At 36.3% G+C, this 19,839-nt stretch carries 16 protein-coding genes, 1 pseudogene and 1 riboswitch; of the genes and pseudogenes, 12 read left to right on the forward strand and 5 right to left on the reverse strand.

The window, feature by feature from the left end; translation table 11 throughout:
* The first annotated feature begins 429 nt into the window (after nt 1–429).
* The 7 genes and pseudogenes from MHH42_RS01850 to MHH42_RS01880 all read left to right on the forward strand — a co-directional run bounded on the left by MHH42_RS01850 (nt 430) and on the right by MHH42_RS01880 (nt 7,640).
* Nucleotides 430–1,335: a diacylglycerol kinase gene (locus tag MHH42_RS01850; RefSeq protein ID WP_000977668.1), complete on the forward strand. Its 906-nt coding sequence runs from the start codon at nt 430–432 to the stop codon at nt 1,333–1,335.
* A gap of 131 nt (nt 1,336–1,466) precedes the next feature.
* Nucleotides 1,467–2,222, forward strand: a complete 756-nt coding sequence (locus tag MHH42_RS01855; RefSeq protein ID WP_000416652.1) for an HAD family hydrolase — start codon at nt 1,467–1,469, stop codon at nt 2,220–2,222.
* A 145-nt stretch (nt 2,223–2,367) separates the two neighbouring features.
* Nucleotides 2,368–3,732 (forward strand): 4-aminobutyrate--2-oxoglutarate transaminase, encoded by a 1,365-nt coding sequence (gene gabT, locus MHH42_RS01860; protein ID WP_340892778.1) that lies wholly within the window; start codon nt 2,368–2,370, stop codon nt 3,730–3,732.
* 115 nt (nt 3,733–3,847) lie between these two features.
* Nucleotides 3,848–5,215 (forward strand): sigma-54 interaction domain-containing protein, encoded by a 1,368-nt coding sequence (locus tag MHH42_RS01865; protein ID WP_000225130.1) that lies wholly within the window; start codon nt 3,848–3,850, stop codon nt 5,213–5,215.
* A complete protein-coding gene (gene gabD / locus MHH42_RS01870) occupies nt 5,208–6,659 on the forward strand; it encodes an NADP-dependent succinate-semialdehyde dehydrogenase (protein ID WP_000358974.1) in 1,452 nt (483 codons plus the stop codon). Before MHH42_RS01865 ends, gabD begins: the two co-directional genes overlap by 8 nt.
* Before the next feature lie 47 nt (nt 6,660–6,706).
* Nucleotides 6,707–7,019: pseudogene (locus MHH42_RS01875) on the forward strand (DMT family transporter).
* Nucleotides 7,020–7,151: 132 nt separating this feature from the next.
* Nucleotides 7,152–7,640, forward strand: a complete 489-nt coding sequence (locus MHH42_RS01880; RefSeq protein ID WP_000915101.1) for a DUF4352 domain-containing protein — start codon at nt 7,152–7,154, stop codon at nt 7,638–7,640.
* A 41-nt stretch (nt 7,641–7,681) separates the two neighbouring features.
* Here MHH42_RS01880 and MHH42_RS01885 read toward each other — a convergent pair whose 3' ends face one another.
* The 4 genes from MHH42_RS01885 to MHH42_RS01900 form a co-directional block, all read right to left on the reverse strand.
* A complete protein-coding gene (locus MHH42_RS01885) occupies nt 7,682–8,911 on the reverse strand; it encodes an aminopeptidase (protein ID WP_000007354.1) in 1,230 nt (409 codons plus the stop codon).
* A 116-nt stretch (nt 8,912–9,027) separates the two neighbouring features.
* A complete protein-coding gene (locus tag MHH42_RS01890; RefSeq protein WP_001233762.1) occupies nt 9,028–10,110 on the reverse strand; it encodes a polysaccharide deacetylase family protein in 1,083 nt (360 codons plus the stop codon).
* A 175-nt stretch (nt 10,111–10,285) separates the two neighbouring features.
* A complete protein-coding gene (locus tag MHH42_RS01895; RefSeq protein ID WP_000760985.1) occupies nt 10,286–11,395 on the reverse strand; it encodes a polysaccharide deacetylase family protein in 1,110 nt (369 codons plus the stop codon).
* A 202-nt stretch (nt 11,396–11,597) separates the two neighbouring features.
* Nucleotides 11,598–12,794, reverse strand: coding sequence for a NupC/NupG family nucleoside CNT transporter (locus MHH42_RS01900; RefSeq protein ID WP_001200495.1), 1,197 nt, complete (start codon nt 12,792–12,794; stop codon nt 11,598–11,600).
* A 203-nt stretch (nt 12,795–12,997) separates the two neighbouring features.
* A riboswitch (purine riboswitch) is annotated at nt 12,998–13,099 on the reverse strand.
* A 121-nt stretch (nt 13,100–13,220) separates the two neighbouring features.
* Between MHH42_RS01900 and rlmD the strand changes: the two genes are divergently transcribed.
* From rlmD to MHH42_RS01915, 3 genes are all read left to right on the forward strand, one after another.
* A complete protein-coding gene (rlmD, locus tag MHH42_RS01905) occupies nt 13,221–14,597 on the forward strand; it encodes a 23S rRNA (uracil(1939)-C(5))-methyltransferase RlmD (protein ID WP_000105007.1) in 1,377 nt (458 codons plus the stop codon).
* Nucleotides 14,598–14,758: 161 nt separating this feature from the next.
* Nucleotides 14,759–15,748, forward strand: coding sequence for a tRNA dihydrouridine synthase (locus MHH42_RS01910; protein ID WP_000566715.1), 990 nt, complete (start codon nt 14,759–14,761; stop codon nt 15,746–15,748).
* 213 nt (nt 15,749–15,961) lie between these two features.
* On the forward strand, nt 15,962–17,980 hold the full coding sequence (locus MHH42_RS01915) for a GAF domain-containing sensor histidine kinase (RefSeq protein ID WP_340892784.1): 2,019 nt from the start codon (nt 15,962–15,964) through the stop codon (nt 17,978–17,980).
* A gap of 154 nt (nt 17,981–18,134) precedes the next feature.
* On the opposite strand, the gene MHH42_RS01920 is transcribed toward MHH42_RS01915, so the two are convergent.
* Entirely contained in the window at nt 18,135–18,374 is a 240-nt protein-coding gene (locus MHH42_RS01920) for a hypothetical protein (protein WP_229181195.1), read from the reverse strand.
* 114 nt (nt 18,375–18,488) lie between these two features.
* Between MHH42_RS01920 and MHH42_RS01925 the strand changes: the two genes are divergently transcribed.
* Both MHH42_RS01925 and MHH42_RS01930 read left to right on the forward strand, forming a co-directional pair.
* On the forward strand, nt 18,489–19,007 hold the full coding sequence (locus MHH42_RS01925; protein ID WP_340892788.1) for a YehS family protein: 519 nt from the start codon (nt 18,489–18,491) through the stop codon (nt 19,005–19,007).
* Between the two features lie 95 nt (nt 19,008–19,102).
* Entirely contained in the window at nt 19,103–19,810 is a 708-nt protein-coding gene (locus MHH42_RS01930; protein ID WP_098637766.1) for a M48 family metallopeptidase, read from the forward strand.
* Nucleotides 19,811–19,839 lie beyond the last annotated feature (29 nt).

Raw genomic sequence — 19,839 nt, forward strand, 5'->3', positions numbered from 1 at the left:
TGGGTGTTTTTTCTGAGTTAATCAAACGTTTGTTTAAATGGTGAAAAATAATTTAAATAAACGTTTGATTAACTGTCAAAAGTGAAAAAATGTTTGTATAGCAACTATGGTATGATAGTTGCAAAAAGGTGGGAATAATGATAAATCTAGACATAGAGGTTTTTTTTCATCTCATGAAATAATAGATAATTATTATTCGTTATATGTAAATTTTTATGGAAGAATGGATAGACATAAAGTGAAACTTTAATCAGTAGTGGGGGTGTTCATCCCCCGTTGATTATTAGCCTTCACCAATCGGGTTCTTACTGCCTGTTTGAGCGGGATAAAAGAAGGATAGGAAGATGAGAGGAGGTAGGCATAGGGATACTGAATAAGAATTCGGTGTATTCTTTTTTTCAATGAATAAGGAATTTCCTGTGCTAATAAATGATGAAACGAGCAAGGATTATTTATAACCCTACTTCTGGGCGTGAGCTATTTAAGAAGAGCTTACCAGAAGTATTACAAAAATTAGAACAAGCTGGATATGAAGCGTCTTGTCATGCGACGACTGGTCCTGGAGATGCAACTGTAGCGGCGAGACAAGCTGCGGATCGTAAGTTTGATGTTGTTATCGCCGCTGGTGGTGACGGTACGTTAAACGAAGTGGTAAATGGTTTAGTAGGACATGAGCATCGTCCGAAGTTTGGAATTATTCCAGTTGGAACGACAAATGACTTCGCACGTGCGATCGGTGTACCTCGCGCTATAGAAGAGGCAGCCGATATTATTTGTGAAGGGAAAACAGTTCCTTTAGATCTTGGTAGAGCGAATGATACATATTTCATTAATATTGCTGGTGGCGGCCGTATTACAGAATTAACATATGAAGTACCAAGCAAGCTAAAGACAGTATTAGGCCAACTTGCTTACTATTTAAAAGGAATAGAAATGTTACCATCATTACATCCAACATATGTTGAAATCGAGTATGATGGGAAGTTATTACAAGAAGAAATTACGATGTTTTTAATTACAAATACTCGTTCAGTTGGTGGATTTGAAAAAGTAGCACCGTATGCATCGATTAACGATGGATTATTTGACTTATTAGTGCTGAAAAAAGGTTCTATCGCTGATTTAATTAAAGCAGCAACACAAGCGCAGCGTGGGGAACATATTAACAATCCGAAAGTACTATACACACAAGCAAATCGAATTAAAGTGCATTCACCAGATAAACTAATGATTAATTTAGATGGTGAGTACGGTGGGGATGCCCCGATGGAATTCGAAAACATATATCATTGTCTGGAATTATTTGTTCCTGAACATCAAGAGGATGCCCTGTAAGGGCATCTTTTTTTATTAGAATTGTAAATTGGAAGTTAGTTTGATTTTTATGGTATTTTTACAATTCATTTATTTTATATCCATATTTTATTGATACACTGAAGAGGATAAGAAATGAGAGGTAGGGTGCTATGGAGAAGGTAAAAGCAATACTATTTGATAAAGATGGGACATTAATGGATTTTCACTCAATTTGGATAAAAGTAGCGGAAGAGCTTGTAGCGGAATGTATAAATTTATATCAATTACCAGAGTCAATGCAGCAAGCTTTATTAAAAGAGATTGGTGTGGATGGGGTATTTGTTCATCCAAGTAGCGCACTAGCGGCTGGAACAAGCCTCGATGTAGCAAAGGGGCTTTGTAAGTATATTAAGTCATCTAAGGAAGAGGAGATGCATGAATGGGTAAGTGAAAAATTATTTTCGCTTATGTACGAGCATCGTTCCTATATGAAAATGACGGCAGATCTACCAAGAATTTTACAAAGTTTAAAAGATAAAGGATTTATTTTAGGTGTTGTTACAGCTGATGATTTTGCGCCGACAGAATTATTTTTAAAACAATATCAATTAGAATCCTTTTTTGATTATATTGTAGCTTCTGATACGTTTCCGGCACAGAAACCTGATAAAAGAATTATAGAATCCTTTTGTGAAAGGTTTCATTTAGAGGCATGTGAGGTGGCAGTCGTTGGAGATACGCCAACCGATCTATATTTAGCTAAAAACGGTGGTGATTGTTATGCTATTGGAGTACTATCTGGTACGGGGGACCGTAAAACTTTAGAACCACTTGCGGACTTAGTCGTAGAATCTGTTGGTGAGTTTATTTCTCATTCAGGTGAGTTTATTTGGGAACAAGGAAAGTCTAGTATGCAAGGGAAATAAGTCTATAAAGACTCTTGATGAGTCTTTATAGACTTATTTTTTATGCCTGGATACAAAGAGTATAGGATGAATACTAGAACGGAAAGTTGGCATGTATTTTGCAATAAAAAGAGAAAACAATGTAAAGAAAAGGATGGGGTACGCAATGAACACAAAAAAATTTGCTAAAGTAAATGAACAAATTCCAGGACCAAAAGCAGCAACTTTATTAGAGCGCCGCCAAAATATAGTACCAAAAGGAGTAAGTAACGGCATATCAACGTTTGTACAATCTGCAAATGGAGCTCTTGTAACAGATGTTGATAGTAATCAGTATATTGATTTTGCTGGGGCAATAGGGACAATTAATGTAGGGCATTGTCATCCGGCTGTTAAAGAAGCACTTCATAAACAAGTAGATCAATACATTCATACGGGATTTAATGTCATGATGTATGAGCCATATATTGAATTAGCGGAAAAGCTTGCTGCATTAGCGCCAGGAAGTTTTGATAAACAAGTACTATTTTTAAACAGTGGTGCTGAAGCGGTAGAGAATGCAGTGAAAATCGCCCGTAAATATACGAAAAGATCAGGTATTATTGCGTTTTCTAAAGGTTTCCACGGGCGTACATTGATGACAATGACGATGACAAGTAAAGTAAAGCCATATAAATTTGGATTCGGTCCATTTGCTCCAGAAGTATATAAAGCGCCATTCCCATATGAATACCGTCGTCCAGAGGGGTTAACGGAAGAGCAGTACGATGATTTTATCATTGAAGAGTTTAAGAACTTCTTTATATCAGAAGTAGCACCAGAAACAATTGCAGCTGTTGTTATGGAGCCGGTTCAAGGGGAAGGCGGATTTATCGTCCCAAGTAAGAAATTTGTTCAAGAAGTACGCAATATTTGTTCAGAACATGGCATCTTATTTGTAGCGGATGAAATTCAAACTGGATTTAGCCGTACAGGAAAATACTTTGCAATTGATCATTATGATGTCGTTCCAGATTTAATTACAGTGTCTAAGTCATTAGGAGCTGGTGTACCGATAAGCGGTGTTATTGGACGTAAAGAAATTATGAATGAGTCTGCACCTGGAGAGCTTGGTGGAACGTATGCAGGAAGTCCATTAGGATGTGCGGCTGCATTAGCGGTTCTGGATGTAATAGAAAAAGAAAAATTAAATGATAGAGCGATAGAATTAGGAAAAGTCGTAATGGACCGATTCCAAGAGATGAAAAATAAATATAATTGCATCGGTGATGTGCGCGGATTAGGGGCAATGTGTGCATTTGAGATCGTTCAAGATCGTAAGACGAAAGTGCCTGACAAAATATTAACAGCTAATTTGTGTGCGGAAGCAAATAAACGAGGATTACTTTTGTTATCTGCGGGGACATATGGAAATGTTGTCCGTGTATTAATGCCATTGGTTATTACAGGTGAGCAACTTGAGGAAGGTTTAACGATTATTGAAGAATCATTACAAGCTTGTTATGAGCAAGCAAATATCGCCCGTGTATAAAAACTGAATGATAAATCGCAAACATTCTAGCTGACTCTATATAAAATGCAGAAAATTCACTTTATAATAAAGGTAGTGAAGTGAATCGATGGATTTGAAGTTAGGGGTGGCTAGGATGGTTGCAGAAAAGGAACGAGTGTTAATGGATTTAAAAGATGTATTTGAATATGCGTTTGACGAAATTTTTGTTACAGATGAGCAGGGAATCGTTGTACGTGTAAATAGTACATGCGAAAGGCACTATCAACTAGCTGCTGAAGAGTTAGTAGGTAAACATGTAAAGGAACTACAAAAGGATGGAATCTTTTATCCATCTGCAACATTAGAAGTAATTGAAAAAAAGAGACCGATTGAACTCGTTCAAACGACGAAATCGGGAGAGTATTTACATGTTCGGACGAGGCCAGTTTTTGATGATGAGGGAAATTTAAGAAGAGTGATTAGTTATTCTCGAGATCTTACTGAACTCTATCAATTACGACAAAAGGTAGAGGAAATGGATAATCAGTTAAAAACATACAAAAAAGAATTAAGAGAAACATATGAACATGAAGGACTTATTTTTAAAAGCATTGCTATGCAAAAAATAATAGAAACGATTAAAAAAGTATCTGTGGTAGATAGTACTGTTCTCGTTTTAGGTGAGACAGGCGTGGGAAAAAGCCGCTTAGTACGTCATCTACATGAAGTAAGTCACCGGAAGAATGAAAGTTTCTATGAAATTAATTGTGCGGCTTTGCCAACAAATTTAATTGAATCGGAGCTTTTTGGATATTCAGGTGGGTCTTTTACAGGTGCAAATCGTGAAGGGAAAAAGGGATTATTAGAGTCAGCACATAAAGGGACTCTATTTTTAGATGAAATTGGTGAAATGCCGCTTGAAATTCAAGCGAAGCTTCTGCAAGTATTGCAAGAAAAAACATTTCGTCCTATAGGCGGAAGAGAATTAAAAAAGGTGGACGTTCGAATTGTAGCGGCAACAAATAGAGATTTAAGTGAGATGGTGAAACGAGGAACATTTCGGAAAGATTTATATTATCGTCTGAATGTCATTCCGATTTCAATTCCACCACTTCGGGAAAGAACAGAAGACATTTTACCACTCGTTTATCATTATTTACAGCACTTTAATAAAAAGTACGGACGTGATGTAAAGTTAGCACCTAGTACGTTACAAATGTTTGTTGGATACCCGTGGGAAGGAAACAATAGAGAAATAGAGAATGTAATTGAAAGAATTGTTATTACTGCTGACGATGTCGTTACGATAGAGGATTTACCAATAGCAATGCAGGAATCAACAGTTGAACAGTCAGGTCAAAGTCTCTATAAAATGTTGGAAGAAGTGGAACGAAATATTATTTTAAAAGCGTATAAAACATGTGGATCAAGCTATAAAGTAGCAGAGTTTTTAAAAATAAGTCAATCTGCTGCCACTAGGAAGATTAAGAAGTTCATAGAGGAGGAAGAAAACATTGGATAAAAAATCGACGTTTGTAAATGTAGAGAAAAAAGCGATGTATATAAATGGTGAGTGGATTACACTGCAAGAGCAAATCGAAGTAAACAATCCAGCAACGAAAGAAATATTTGCAACTGTACCAAAGGGCGGGATAACAGAGGCAAAGCAAGCCGTTGATGCGGCGCATGAGGCTTTTAAAACATGGTCAAAATTAACAGCCGCGGATCGTGCAACGAAATTAAAAAAGTGGTTCACACTTATTGATGAAAATAAAGAAGAAATCGCAGCGATTATGACGAAGGAGCAAGGAAAGCCGTTTGCAGAAGCGCTTGGTGAAGTGAATTATGCAAATAGCTTTGTTGAATGGTATGCAGAAGAAGGGAAGCGCGTATACGGTGAAATGATTCCTGCTTCTCATCCGAACAAACGTATTTTAGTTATGAAGCAACCAGTTGGGGTTATGGCAGCTATTACACCGTGGAACTTCCCAGCGGCTATGATTACGAGAAAGGTAGCTCCAGCGCTTGCAGCAGGTTGTACAGCAGTTGTAAAGCCTGCAAGTCAAACACCGTTAACTGCATTGAAGTTAGCTGAATTAGCACACGAAGCGGAAATTCCAAAAGGTGTAATAAACATTGTAACAGGTAGTGCAAAAGCAATTGCTGATACGTGGATGGAAGATGAGCGCGTTCGAAAAGTGTCCTTTACAGGATCAACGGAAATTGGGAAAGAGTTAATGGCTAGCGCTGCGCAAACGATGAAAAAAGTTTCATTAGAATTAGGTGGTCACGCTCCATTTATCGTAATGAATGATGCAGATTTAGATAAAGCGGTAGAAGCCGTTATTGGTTCGAAATTCCGTAATGCAGGACAAACGTGTATATGTACAAACCGAGTATTCGTTCAAGAAGAAGTATACGAAGTATTTGTAGAGAAGTTCCAAAAGGCAGTAGGGCAACTTAAAGTCGGAGAAGGATTCGGTGCGGGAACTACTGTAGGACCACTTATTGATGAGAATGCAGTTTCAAAAGTACAAGAACATATTGAAGATGCAGTTCAAAAAGGTGGAGAACTTTTATATGGAGGCCAACAGGTTACAGAGCTAGATGGACATTTCATTCAGCCGACTGTAATTGGATTGGCAAATGATACAATGCTTTGTATGACTGAAGAAACATTTGGACCAGTTGCACCAGTTGCGAAATTTAAAACAGTTGAAGAAGTAATTGAACGTGCAAATAATACACCATACGGTTTAGCTGCGTATATTTTTACGAAGGATATTAGCCAAGCGTTCCAAATTAGTGAAGCGCTAGAGTACGGTATTATCGGTTTAAATGATGGTCTTCCGTCAGTTGCACAAGCGCCGTTCGGTGGATTTAAAGAAAGTGGTATCGGGCGTGAAGGCGGTCATTTCGGCATCGAGGAATATTTAGAAATCAAATACATTTCATTAGGATTATAAGTAGTACACTAGAATCTCTATAAGGTAACAGAGAAGGAGATTCCAGTATGATATATTGGCTATTATTACTTGTTACAATTATTTTTGAAGTAGCTGGAACGATTGCGATGAAATTATCGAATGGCTTAACAAAGCTTGTTCCAAGTGTACTTATTTTCGTTTGTTATGGTATTTGTTTCAGTATCTTTGCTATCGTCGTTAAAAAGATTCACTTAAGTATTGCTTATGCGATCTGGTCTGGCCTAGGGACACTACTTATTACGATTATTAGTATATACTTCTTTAAAGAGCATATTAACTTATTCCAAGCGTGTTGTATTTTTAGGTGTAATTGGACTTAAAGTATCATCGGCATCATGAGAGCTATCTTGTGTAGAAGATAGCTTTTTTCTATTTGTGAAGTTAGCAATTAATACGACAAAATATGACAAGAAAGTGTAAAGGGTTTTGTTATGATACATATGAAATGTTGTCTTATGTGGAGGAAAAAGTATGTTAAAAAAGGTGAGTCAAATTGTTTTAATTTGTGGCATAGTTTTTAGTTTAAGTGCTTGTACCGAGACTGAAAATAGTAATGAAAGTAAACAAGAGAACGTTCAAGAAAAAATTTATAAAATAGGTGAGACAGTAGATGTAGATGGTTTGCAAGTAACTCTCGATTCAGTCCAATTAGGGTATCCAGATTACACCATAGATAAAAAGAAAGATGATATTTTAGGGATTGTTTTCACGGTGAAAAATAATAGTAAAAAAGAAATACCTTTTGCATTTTACGAATTTGAGATTACAAATAAGAAAGGTACAAAGTTTAAAGAATATAAATATGATAGCTTCATTAGTAAAAAGGTAGCACCAGATGAAAAAATCCAAGACATCATGCGATTTGATGTAGATAAAGAAAATACATATATCGCCACATACAGGCCGGAGTTTACACGTGAGAATAGAACGATAAAATTTGAATTGAAGCCGAACAAATAAAAACACATTGGATCATCCAATGTGTTTTTATTTTGGTTAATTTAAAATGCCCAGTTACCTTTACGGAAAATCGGCTCATGTCTTCCATCAGCTGTAATACCGTCGATATCAAGCTCAGCTGATCCGATCATGAAGTCGTTGTGTGTGATACTAGCGTTTGCGCCGTTTTCAGCAAGTTCTTCTTTAGACATTGTTTTTCCACCAACTAAGTTAAATGCGTAAGCATTTCCAATCGCAAGGTGGCAAGATGCATTTTCGTCAAATAGTGTATTGTAGAATAAAATATTTGTGTTTGAAATTGGTGAGTCATGAGGCACTAAAGCGACTTCTCCTAAGAAGTGAGAACCTTCATCTGTTTCTACTAAATGTTTTAAAGCTTCCTCACCAGATTCAGCTTTATAGTCTACGATACGCCCGTTTTCAAATGTTAACGTGAAATTATCGATAATGTTACCTGCAAATACTAACGGTTTTGTGCTAGAAACTTGGCCGTTTACACCCGTTTTAAGTGGCATTGTAAATACTTCTTCAGTTGGAATATTAGCCATAAATGGTACGTTCTTTTCATTTAAGCTACCGGCACCAGCCCATACATGTTTCTCCGGAAGTTCAATTGTTAAATCTGTTCCAGGACCTGTATAGTGAAGAGCTTTATAATGCTTTTCGTTTAAGTAATCTACTTTTGTATGTAATGTTTCATCATGTTCTTTCCATGCTTCTACAGGGTTTTCTAAATCAGCGCGAGTAGCTTTGAAAATAGCATCCCATAGTTTTGCTTCTTGTTCTTCTGGTGCTACGTTAGGGAATACTTTCGCAGCCCATTCTTTCGTAGGAACAGAAATTACACACCAACTTACTTTATCGGCTTGTACGTAATCACGGTATACTTTCATCGCTTCTCCAGCTACTTTATGAGCTGTTGCGATACGTGTTGCTTCTACCCCTTTTAATAAATCAGGGTTTTCTGCATAAATAGACATAAATGCAGCGCCTTCTTTTGCTAATTCTTCACGAGCATGTGCTTTCCAAGAAGGGAATTCAGCAAATGCTTCTTCAGGAGCTAGATCGAACTTTAAGCGTGTTAACGTCTCATCATTCCAATCAACATATACGTGTTTTGCACCAGATTTATATGCTTTTTCTGTAACGAGGCGTACGAATTGTACAGCTTCAAGAGGTGCGCTAATTGATAAAGTTTGTCCGGGTTGAATATTAACACCAACATTAACTGCAAGGGCAGCATACTTCTCTAACGTTTGTTCAAATGACATATGTATAATCTCCTTTAGTTTGAAAGATTTCTTACTATATATAATACAAGAAAATTCTAAAAATATATATAAATATAAAGTAAAAAGAGAGCTCAAAATGTATTGAGCTCTCACATTTATTTAATGGAAGAAGCGAACTGTTCAACTGTAGTTGTATGGTGTATACGAACACGTTTCATTTTTAGCAACTCATCTGGTTCACCTTTCGTAATGAACTTTCCAGGCTTTGTTGTCGTCGCAAATTGATAATATTTCTTCGTTTCTGTAATGACTTTATCATCTACATGGCCGAATGGATAAGCAATTGCGATAACGGGCTTACCTGTTATTTTTTCTAGCTTTTCTTTCGATCCTTTTAATTCTTCTTCGTAGTTTGTAATCTTCGGTAAATCAGCATGTGTTGCTGTATGAGACTGCACTGAGAAAATACCGGAATCAACCATTTCCTTTATTTCATTTGTAGAGAGAGAACTTTCAACATCGACATTATCAACAATCATATATTCTGTTGCTGTCGGCTTGAAAGTATCGTCTTTTAGTTTTTGCAAAATATGAAATGCAGTCATATTATTTTTCATACCATCGTCAAATGTAACAAAAATTGGTTTGTTGACTTTATTAATATCGCCCCAGCGTTCAAACGTTAATAATGTATAACCGTTATCTTTTAAATATTTCATTTGGCCTTCAAAGTTAGCAGGTGATACGAATAAGTCTTTAATGCCTTGTCCATGATAATCATCGATTGCATGGTACATAAGAACGGGAACCTTTTGCTCGAAAGTAATAGCAGATTTTGTGAGTGAGATGATTTTTCCATCTTCCTTGACTCCTGTTGCTTCAATTTGGAACTCACCGCGTTTTCCTTCAAATTCTTTTATGTCAAATGGAAGTGTAAATTGTTTCTCCTTTTCTTTAGAAGAAAAAGATTTAGCATGTTCCTTTCCATCCGCAGTGCGCCAAATTTTATATTGTACTTCGGTTAGAGAATCTTTTATTTCTGTAATATGGATACTTGTGTTTGTAGAATCGTGTGTAATCGGATTATAAGAAATTTTACCTTGTTCTTGCACAGTCTCCTCTTGTTTTTTAACTTCTTGAACCTTTTTCTCTTTTTTAGGTTCTGGACTTATAGTGCTAGTATTACATCCTGCTAGAATAGCAGACGTACATAAAGCAATTGTTGCGTATTTTCTCATAAAATCACCTTCTATTGTTTAGTATGTTGCATACTTATATTTAAAATCCCCACCGCTGTATGAGCGGTGGGGACTTACCCTTGTTTATCGTATCATTTTTAGATGGGGGATAGGTTAGTGACTGTAAACAGATCTCTTCTTTCATTTTTTAGTAAGATTTAAAATATCTTATGGTTTACTTTATAAGAGATGCGAATTTCTCCATTGACATATCAGGTCCTACAAAATGGCGTTTAATTAAGAGTTGCTCGTTTGGGGTGCCTTTTGTAATATGATTGCCGTGATCGGTAGTTACTGCGAACTCATAATGTTTTTTTGTTTCTTCGACAGCTGGGTCATTATAAGAGCCGACTGGATAGGCGAGAGCGATGACCTTTTTACCGGTAAGAGTTTCAATTTTTTCTTTAGAACCGCGTAATTCCTCATCATAATTACCTGAATGAGCCATCATTGTATGATTTGCAGTATGAGATTGAATAGAAAAAATACCTGAATCTATCATTTGTTTTATATCATCTGTTGATAGACGGTTCGGTTTGTCTATCTCATTTGAAGTAAGAAATTCAGTTGCTGCAGGTTGGAATGTATCATCTTTTAATTTTTGTAAAACATGAAGAGCATTCATATTATTTTTTCGACCATCATCCATTGTTATAAAAATAGGTTTATTAACACGGTTTATATCATTCCAACGTTCAAATGTGAGCATCGTATAACCGTTATCTTTTAAATACTGCATATGTTTTTCGAATTGTTCAGGCGGTACGTATAAGCCGTAATCACCATCACCTGGTCCAGGGTATTTTTCAATCGCATGATACATCAAAAATGGTACATGTTGCTGGAATGTAATTTTAGATGTTACTAGATTTGTTTCCGTATTATCTTCTTTAATCCCTACTGTTTCAATTTGAAATTCTCCACGTTTTAAATGAAATGTTTTTAAATGAAGTGGGAGGGCAAAATCACGATCTTTTTCTTGTGAAGTAAAAGTTTGTTTGCTTTCAGGTCCATCGGCAGTACGCCAAATATTGTAACGTACTTGTTTAAATGAATCTCTTAAGTTTTTTGTATAAAGCGTGGTGTTTTGTGCGTTATATTCATACGAATCCCATGTGATAGCCCCTTGCGTTAAAGGGATTTCTACTGTTTTTGCTTGTGCTTTTTTTGGTTCAACTGCTTGTTCCGCTGTTGTTTCTTTTATTTGTTTATCACTAGCATTACTAGTGTTACAACCTACGAGAATAGCAGAGGAAAGTAAAGCGATATATGTATATTTCTTCATCCTATCATCCTTCTATTGTGTTTTAATTATAGTCACTTATACCCTTGTCCATCATATCATCATAGAATATATAGGGGAATACATTTTTGGAATAATTCGGAAAGAGGTCTTACGTTTTTTTGGAGTAGTTTATATATAGAAGATAGTAAAAAACTCCACTCAAACTTCATTTAGAAAAATAGAAGTAAGGTGGAGTTTTTTATTAGATAAATAATCCAGCGATTGTCGCAGATAAAATAGAAGCAAGTGTTGACGCGAATAGCATTTTCCAACCAAATTTAGATACGACGCTTCCTTGTTTTTCAGAAAGGGCACGGATTGTACCAACAATCGCACCAATTTGGCTAATACTTGCGAAGCTAATTAAGAATACTGTAACGATTCCAACTGTACGTGGAGCTAATGTTGTAACTGTTTCTTTTAAATCAAGGATTGCTACAAACTCGTTTAATACAATCTTCGTACCCATAATACCACCAGCTGGGATAATATCTTGAGTTGGAATACCCATTAAGAATGCGAATGGAGCAAGTATATAACCGAAGATTTGTTGTAACGTAATAGCATGTCCCATTGCACCTGAAGCTGCGCTAATTACGTAGTTTACAACTTCCATAACACCGATGAAAGCAATCATTAATGCAGCAACGATCCCAGCTACTTTTAACCCGTCAAGCGCACCGTTAATCATTGCGCCAATAAAACTGTCTCCAAATAGAGTTCTATCAAATTTTTGAATCACTTCGTCTTCTTTTTTCGTATCAACTGGTGTTAATAACGAACAAACGATTAAGCTTGAGAATAAGTTTAGCGGAAGAGCAGCTAGTACATATTTCGCATCTAACATCATTACGTATGATGCTGTAACAGAAGCAGAAACGGAGCTCATCGCAGAACAACAAATAATAAACATACGGTTTTTGTTAAAATGCTGTAAATCATTTTTAATAACGATTAACGCTTCACTTGAACCGAAGAATACAGAGTTTACTGCGTGGAATGATTCAACGCGTGGTAAACCAGTAATTTTTGAAATTGCACCGCCGACAACGCGAACAATAAATGGTAAAACACCTAAATAACTAAAGATCGAAAGTAGTGCTGAGAAAAATACGATAATTAATAATACATTTAAGAAAAAGACAAAATCTCTTTGAATCCCATTAAAGAGAAAATCGACACCTGTCGTACCAAGTTTAATTAGTTTGTTGAAAACTTTACTAATGAAAATAATGATTTGTTGACCAACCTTTGTAGCAAACATAAACCAACCGATTAAAATTTGGAAACCAATCATAATTGCAATTGCGCGGAAGTTGATTTTACTTTTGTTGTTTGACAAAGCAAAACATAAACCTAAAACGACAAGAATACCGATAATGCTCATTACATATTGCATGTAGTTGCCCCTTTCAGAAGTTCGTATAAAGTTTGTACATAAAACGCTCGTTATATTACTAAAAATAAAACAAAGAGGTTTTATGTCATACGTAAGATGTCTGACCTTTTAGAAAAGTAAAAATAAAAAAAAGACCCATATGGATTCACTTTCATCTATGAGAGAAAGCTAATCAATATGAGTCCTTTTTTGCGCATAGGCTAATATTCATTAGTTTTCCCCATAGTCCAGCAATTTAAGGTTGCCGGGTAGAAACTCTCGATCCATATTATCGAGTATATATGAGGTAACATCGTCCGTATTAAATTAGTAGTAGCGTAACATTACTAGAGAACTATCGTCAATAGCTTTTTTTCTTCCAATAGAAATAGACCATATAAGTATGATAAAATGTAACGCAGTGTTATGAAAAAGAGAGGTCGGAAAATGAGTACAAAAATGACGCCACCAGTTGAAAAAAACGAGTTTATAGATGTAGTATTTGAAGATTTAACACACGATGGTGCCGGTGTTGCGAAAATAAAGGGTTATCCTATTTTCGTTAAAAACGGACTACCAGGTGAAGAAGCACAAATTAAAATTATTAAAGTGAAGAAAAACTTTGCGTTTGGTCGTTTGATAAAACTTCATACAGAGAGCCCGTATCGTAAAGATGCAGAATGCCCAGTATACAACCAGTGCGGCGGTTGTCAGCTTCAGCACTTAACATATGAAGGACAATTACAAGCGAAAGAAAAACAAGTACGTGACGTTATGCAGCGTATCGGCGGGTTAAGCGATGTCCCTGTTCATCCTGTACTAGGCATGAAAAACCCATGGGTATACCGTAATAAAGCACAAGTACCGATTGGGGAACGTGAAGGCGGACTTGTAGCTGGCTTCTATCGTCAAGGAACGCATGACATCATTAATATGGAATCATGCTTAATTCAGGCAGAAGAAAACGATGCATTGATTCAAGAAGTGAAACGTATTTGTGAGAAACATGGTATCTCGGCATACAATGAAGAGCGTAACAAAGGAACACTACGCCACGTAATGGCTCGCTACGGACAAGTAACAGGGGAAATTATGCTTGTCTTCATTACACGTACAGCAGAATTACCAAACAAAAAAGCAATCATTGAAGAAATTGCAGCGAAATTCCCAGAAGTAAAATCAATCGTTCAAAACGTAAATACGAAACGTACAAACGTTATTTTCGGTGATACAACGACAGTACTGTACGGATCAGAATATATTTATGACTTTATCGGTGACATTAAATTCGCGATTTCAGCACGTTCATTTTATCAAGTAAACCCAGAACAAACGAAAGTGCTATACGATAAAACGCTAGAATACGCAAAGTTAGATGGTAACGAAACAGTAATTGATGCATATTGCGGAATCGGATCAATCTCTTTATTCCTAGCGCAAAAAGCGAAAAAAGTGTACGGCGTTGAAATCGTCCCAGAAGCAATCGAAGACGCAAACCGTAACGCAGCACTAAACAACATGACAAACGCTGAATTTGGCGTAGGAGAAGCAGAAGTAGTCATTCCAAAATGGTACAAAGAAGGCGTAATCGCCGACACAATGGTCGTAGACCCACCGCGTAAAGGTTGTGACGAAGCGCTATTAAACACAATCATCGACATGAAACCAAAGCGCGTCGTATACGTATCATGTAACCCAGCAACATTAGCACGCGACTTAAAAGTACTAGAAGAAGGCGGATATAAAACACAGGAAGTACAGCCTGTTGATATGTTCCCGCATACGACTCATGTGGAGTGTGTGGCTTGGCTTAAGTTGGTATAATAGAAAAGCAGTTGATATAGGAAAAATCTATACCATCTGCTTTTTGGTTTACAAAAATACCATTCATAAGCGATTTTAGTTAAAATAAATATTGCTGATTTTCACAAATTATAAATTGAGAGTTTGAAATTGCATTCATAATGAGAGGATTTGAATTTGAAATGATAGATAATTTTTGGCGTGAATTACCACGACCATTTTTCGTACTTGCACCAATGGAAGATGTGACAGACGTCGTTTTCCGTCACGTAGTAAGTGAAGCTGGCCGACCGGATGTATTCTTCACAGAGTTTACAAACTCGGATAGCTATTGCCATCCAGAAGGTATGAAAAGTGTACGTGGCCGTTTAATTTTTACAGAAGATGAACAACCAATGGTAGCACATATTTGGGGAGATAATCCTGAATATTTTCGTCAAATGAGTATAGGTATGGCAGAGTTAGGATTTAAAGGTATCGATATTAATATGGGATGCCCAGTACCGAATGTAGCATCGAGAGGAAAAGGTAGCGGCCTTATTCTACGTCCAGACGTTGCAGCAGAATTAATTCAAGCAGCAAAAGCGGGCGGATTACCTGTCAGCGTAAAAACGCGACTTGGCTTTAAAGAGTTAAGTGAGTGGGAAGATTGGTTAACGCATATTTTTAAACAAGATATTGCAAACCTTTCTATTCATTTACGTACAAGAGAAGAAATGAGCCAAGTAGATGCGCACTGGGAACTAATTCCGGAAATTAAAAAATTACGTGACCGCATTGCACCAAATACGTTAATAACAATCAATGGAGACATTCCTGATCGTCAAACTGGAATGGAACTTGCTGAAAAATACGGTATTGATGGCGTTATGATTGGACGAGGAATCTTTAAAAATCCATTTGCTTTTGAAAAAGAGCCGAGAGAACATAGCAGTAAAGAACACCTTGATCTTCTAAGACTACAGCTTGATCTTCAAGATCAATATGCGGAAGTACTACCACGTTCAATCACAGGGCTTCATCGCTTTTTCAAAATTTATGTAAAAGGATTCCCTGGAGCTGCTGAACTAAGAAATCAATTGATGAGCACGAAATCGACTGATGAGGTGCGTGCGTTGCTTGATAAGTTTGAGGCAAGTGTTAACACGGCTGGAGATAGTGAAACAGTGTAACTTTTGAAAGTTAGAGCTGATGGGGTGTATCGATTTTATGAGCGTTTGTTTCAGTTTAATTAAGGTGAGCTGTATCATAAGTAAGTGAGGTATTCTATGTAAAACAGGGGGAAGAAAAGAATACAGGAGAAAATCGGAAATGGCCGGTTGATCTTGATTTTCACTGATATTATCATGTTTATTTTATTATGCCTATAATTGGAGGCCATATGAATGTTAAGTGATCAGGCGAGATATTCTAGGCTCGCGAATATAACAAAAATAATAAATACAAAATTAGAACTACGTGAAGTATTGCAGCGTGTAACAATGGCGATATCAGAGGAGATTGTTAGGTGCAATGCTGTTGGAATTTATTTACCCCAGGAAGATGGAACATTTAGAGGGTTTGCAGGAAAACCAGAGACCATAAATGGTGTAACGCTCGATACGCAAGTAATTGATCCTGAAATAGACTTACTGGCAAAAGAAGTTATTGAAACCAAAAAAACGATCTATATTCCTGATACCTCAAAGGATCATCGGCCGGATCCTAGACCAGTTGATGCGTTCAAAATTAAGTCCTTATTAGCCTTGCCTATCTCATTCGGGCAAGAGTTATTTGGTCTGGTTTTTTTATTTGATTATGGAACTCCAATGAACTTAACAGATTCAGAAATTCAAAGTGTTGAAGCTTATGTAAATATGGCTGCGGTCGCAATTCAAAACGCAAATAATTTAACACAAAAGGAAAACCTTATTGCCGAGAAGCAGTTGTTACTAAATGTTACCCGTGATTTATCAATGTGTTCCTCGATACAGGAGAGTTTTGATAAATGTTTTTTTTACTTAGGACAGATTTTAGAGAGTAAAAACGTGGCTGCCCACCTTTTAGACCCGTTAGACAAAAAAACGATTAAAACAACGAAGTTAAGTAAGGACTGTAATTGGACAGAAGTGGATTGGATGGAAAAAAGCTATGACGCCAAGATCCAAGAGGTTATTCAAACAAAAAATATAGATAGTAAGGGTCTTTTGATGATCCCATTGGTTTCAATGGGAGAAGTATTAGGGGTAATTGTTGTTGGTAAAGAGGGAAAATTTTATAATTACGATAATTCCCAAATTCAATTGGCAAAATCTATCGTTGATGCCACAGCTCCTACGTTTTCAAACTTGTTATATATGGATCAACTTGAAAGCATGGTGGAAGAGCGAACGAGAGAACTAGCTGCTGCTAATGAAAAAGTTACAAGTGTGATCGAAAGTATTACGGATGGATTCTTTACTTTGAATAATAAATGGGAATTTACGTACGTAAATAAGCATCAATATTTTCCACAAAGAAAAACAGCAAAAGATGTATTAGGCAAGAATATACGGGAGGTTTTCCCGAGTAGCGTCGACACAGTTATGTATAAGGAATTTCATAGTGCAATGTCAGAGCGAACTACAGTTCATTTCGAATTTCTTTCTATATCTGATGAATATTGGTACGAAGTTAGTGCATACCCGTATGATGATGGTATTTGTTGTATTTTTAAAAACATAACGGAAAAAAAGCAATATGAGCAGGAATTGAAAAGGTTATCAAACATAGATTTAATAGGGCAAATGGCAGTAGGTATTAGCCATGAGATTAGAAATCCAATGACAACAGTACGAGGATTTTTGCAGTTATTAAAAGAAGAGAACATCTATGAGAAACATAATAAGTACTTTAATTTAATGATAGAAGAACTTGACCGCTCCAATTCTATTATTACTGAATTTCTCTCAATGGGTAATACAAAGAAATCGGATTTGCAGATGTTAGATTTAAATTTAATTATTCATGATACGATTCCTTTAATAAAGATTGATACGCATAATCAAAATAAATATATTCAAGTCGATACAAATGACATTCCGGAATTACTTTTAAATCGTAATGAGATACGGCAATTATTAATAAACCTATACCGTAATGGCTTAGAAGCGATGAGCACAGGGCAAGTTCTAACCATCAGTACCTACAAGGAAGGTCAAAATTGTGTGGTGCTTGCAGTGCGTGATCAAGGAAAAGGTATCAGACCTGAAGTATTAGAGAAACTGGGTACTCCATTTTACACGACCAAAGATAATGGAACTGGATTGGGGCTAGGTATATGTTATGCCATTGCTGCCCGTCATAATGCAAAAATAGAAATTCAAACAGGATCGGAAGGCACGACTTTTTTTGTTAAATTTAATTATGCAAATAATAAACAATAACCTCGTGTAGATTAGTTACGGTGAACCGTACCGCAAATAAAAAGTAAAGCCTAAGTAAACATAATCAATATATTTCACCTGAATTTTGCGTAACATTCATGTTTGAGTTGCCCACTAAATTAGAGTTGCATAAAAAGAAATGGACTAACCGATATTAGGTTAGTCCATTTTCAAGTGTGTTAATTAATAGTGAATCTCCCTTCTGTACTTTTAGGAGCTTTTCGGTATTAGCTCCTGACTCTCCATATGTATATTCTGTTAGCATTGGGTCCTCATGTCCGAAATTTCGTTCAGCATTTTTATACCCAATTAAATAATTTAATTGGGTATAAATGGATAATATCAAGTACCTAAACAACATATGTTGCTGTTTTAAAATCATCCCCAAAAGCATTAATCCACCTAAGACTACAAAACCTCCCCCTAAAATGTTAAAGTAGTAACTTGACGACATTCATTTATACATGCTAAAAGCATTACTATAATCAACATTTCAGGAGGCAAAACAATGGCAATGAGCAACAACGATATATTAAAGAGAGTAAGATATGCTTTAGATATAAGAGATATAGATATGGTGGAAATCTTTAAACTTGGCGGGATGGAAGTAACGAAAGAAGACGTAGTTGATATGCTTACAAAAATAAAAAGAGCTCCTCAACATGAACCTGAAGATGCTGATGTAATCGAAGATGAGTACGTAAAAACATGCGACATGATGATGTTAGAGTCATTTTTAAATGGATTTATTACTTTAAAAAGAGGAAAGCAAGACCCGAAACCTGAACAACCGGCACCTGTACAGAGCAAGGAGAGTGCCAATAACCTTCTTCTAAAGAAAATGAAAATCGCACTATCTTTAACGACTGAGGATGTAATTGATATATTAGATAGCGTGGGCGTTACGGTAACAAAAGGAGAGTTAGGCGCTCTATTAAGAAAAAAAGGTCATAAAAATTACAAAGAGTGCGGCGATAGATACGCAAGGAATTTCATTAAGGGATTAGGTGTAAAGTATAGAGGATAATGAGTTCGTTAAAGCAGTAAATGATATAATAGGTAGAGTAGGACGTTCGTATCCTACTCTTTTTTATTTGTAAAAATACTATGCTAGGTGATGAAATGGTACATACATATTTAGGTGAGACAATTAATTTTCATATAACTTATAAGAAGAAAAAGTCCGTGCGTCTTTTTGTGGATTCGTACGGAAATGTGGAAGTGCAGGCTCCGAAAGGGACACCTGTTGAATACTTAGTCCAGTTGCTAGAGGAAAAGTGGAATTGGATTCAGACAACTCGTAAGGAAATGGCGGAGCGAGCGCGTGGACCACAGGAAAAGGATTACGATCAAGGAGAAGGCTTTTTGTATCTAGGGAATACGTATCCGATACAGATTTCCCAAGATGCAAGCATTGAGCAAGACAATGCGATTTTTGAAGGGGATAAGTTACATATTTATGTAAAAGAGCTAAAGGATGAGAAAATACAGCAAGCTTTAAAACGATTTTATTATAAGCAGTGTAAAACTTTAGTAGAGAAGAGCATTAAAGTGCATCAAAGTAACTTTAAGACAAAACCACGTTCTATTCGTATTACAGATAGTAGTCGTACTTGGGGTACTTGTGATTCGAATTTACAACTAACATTCAATTGGAAGCTAGCAATGGCACCACAGCGAGTAATTGACTATGTAGTCATTCATGAAATGTGTCATATGGTTCATTTAAATCATGATCGCTCTTTTTGGCGTCTTGTCGGGAAGATAATGCCTGATTATAAAGAAATGGAGAATTGGTTAGCCTTATCTAGTTGGAAAATGACGGTCTAATGTTGCGCTTTGTATAGGTTGCAATTATT

Origin of the sequence: Bacillus sp. FSL L8-0099, from assembly GCF_038006385.1 — a bacterium.
GTDB lineage: Bacteria > Bacillota > Bacilli > Bacillales > Bacillaceae_G > Bacillus_A > Bacillus_A toyonensis.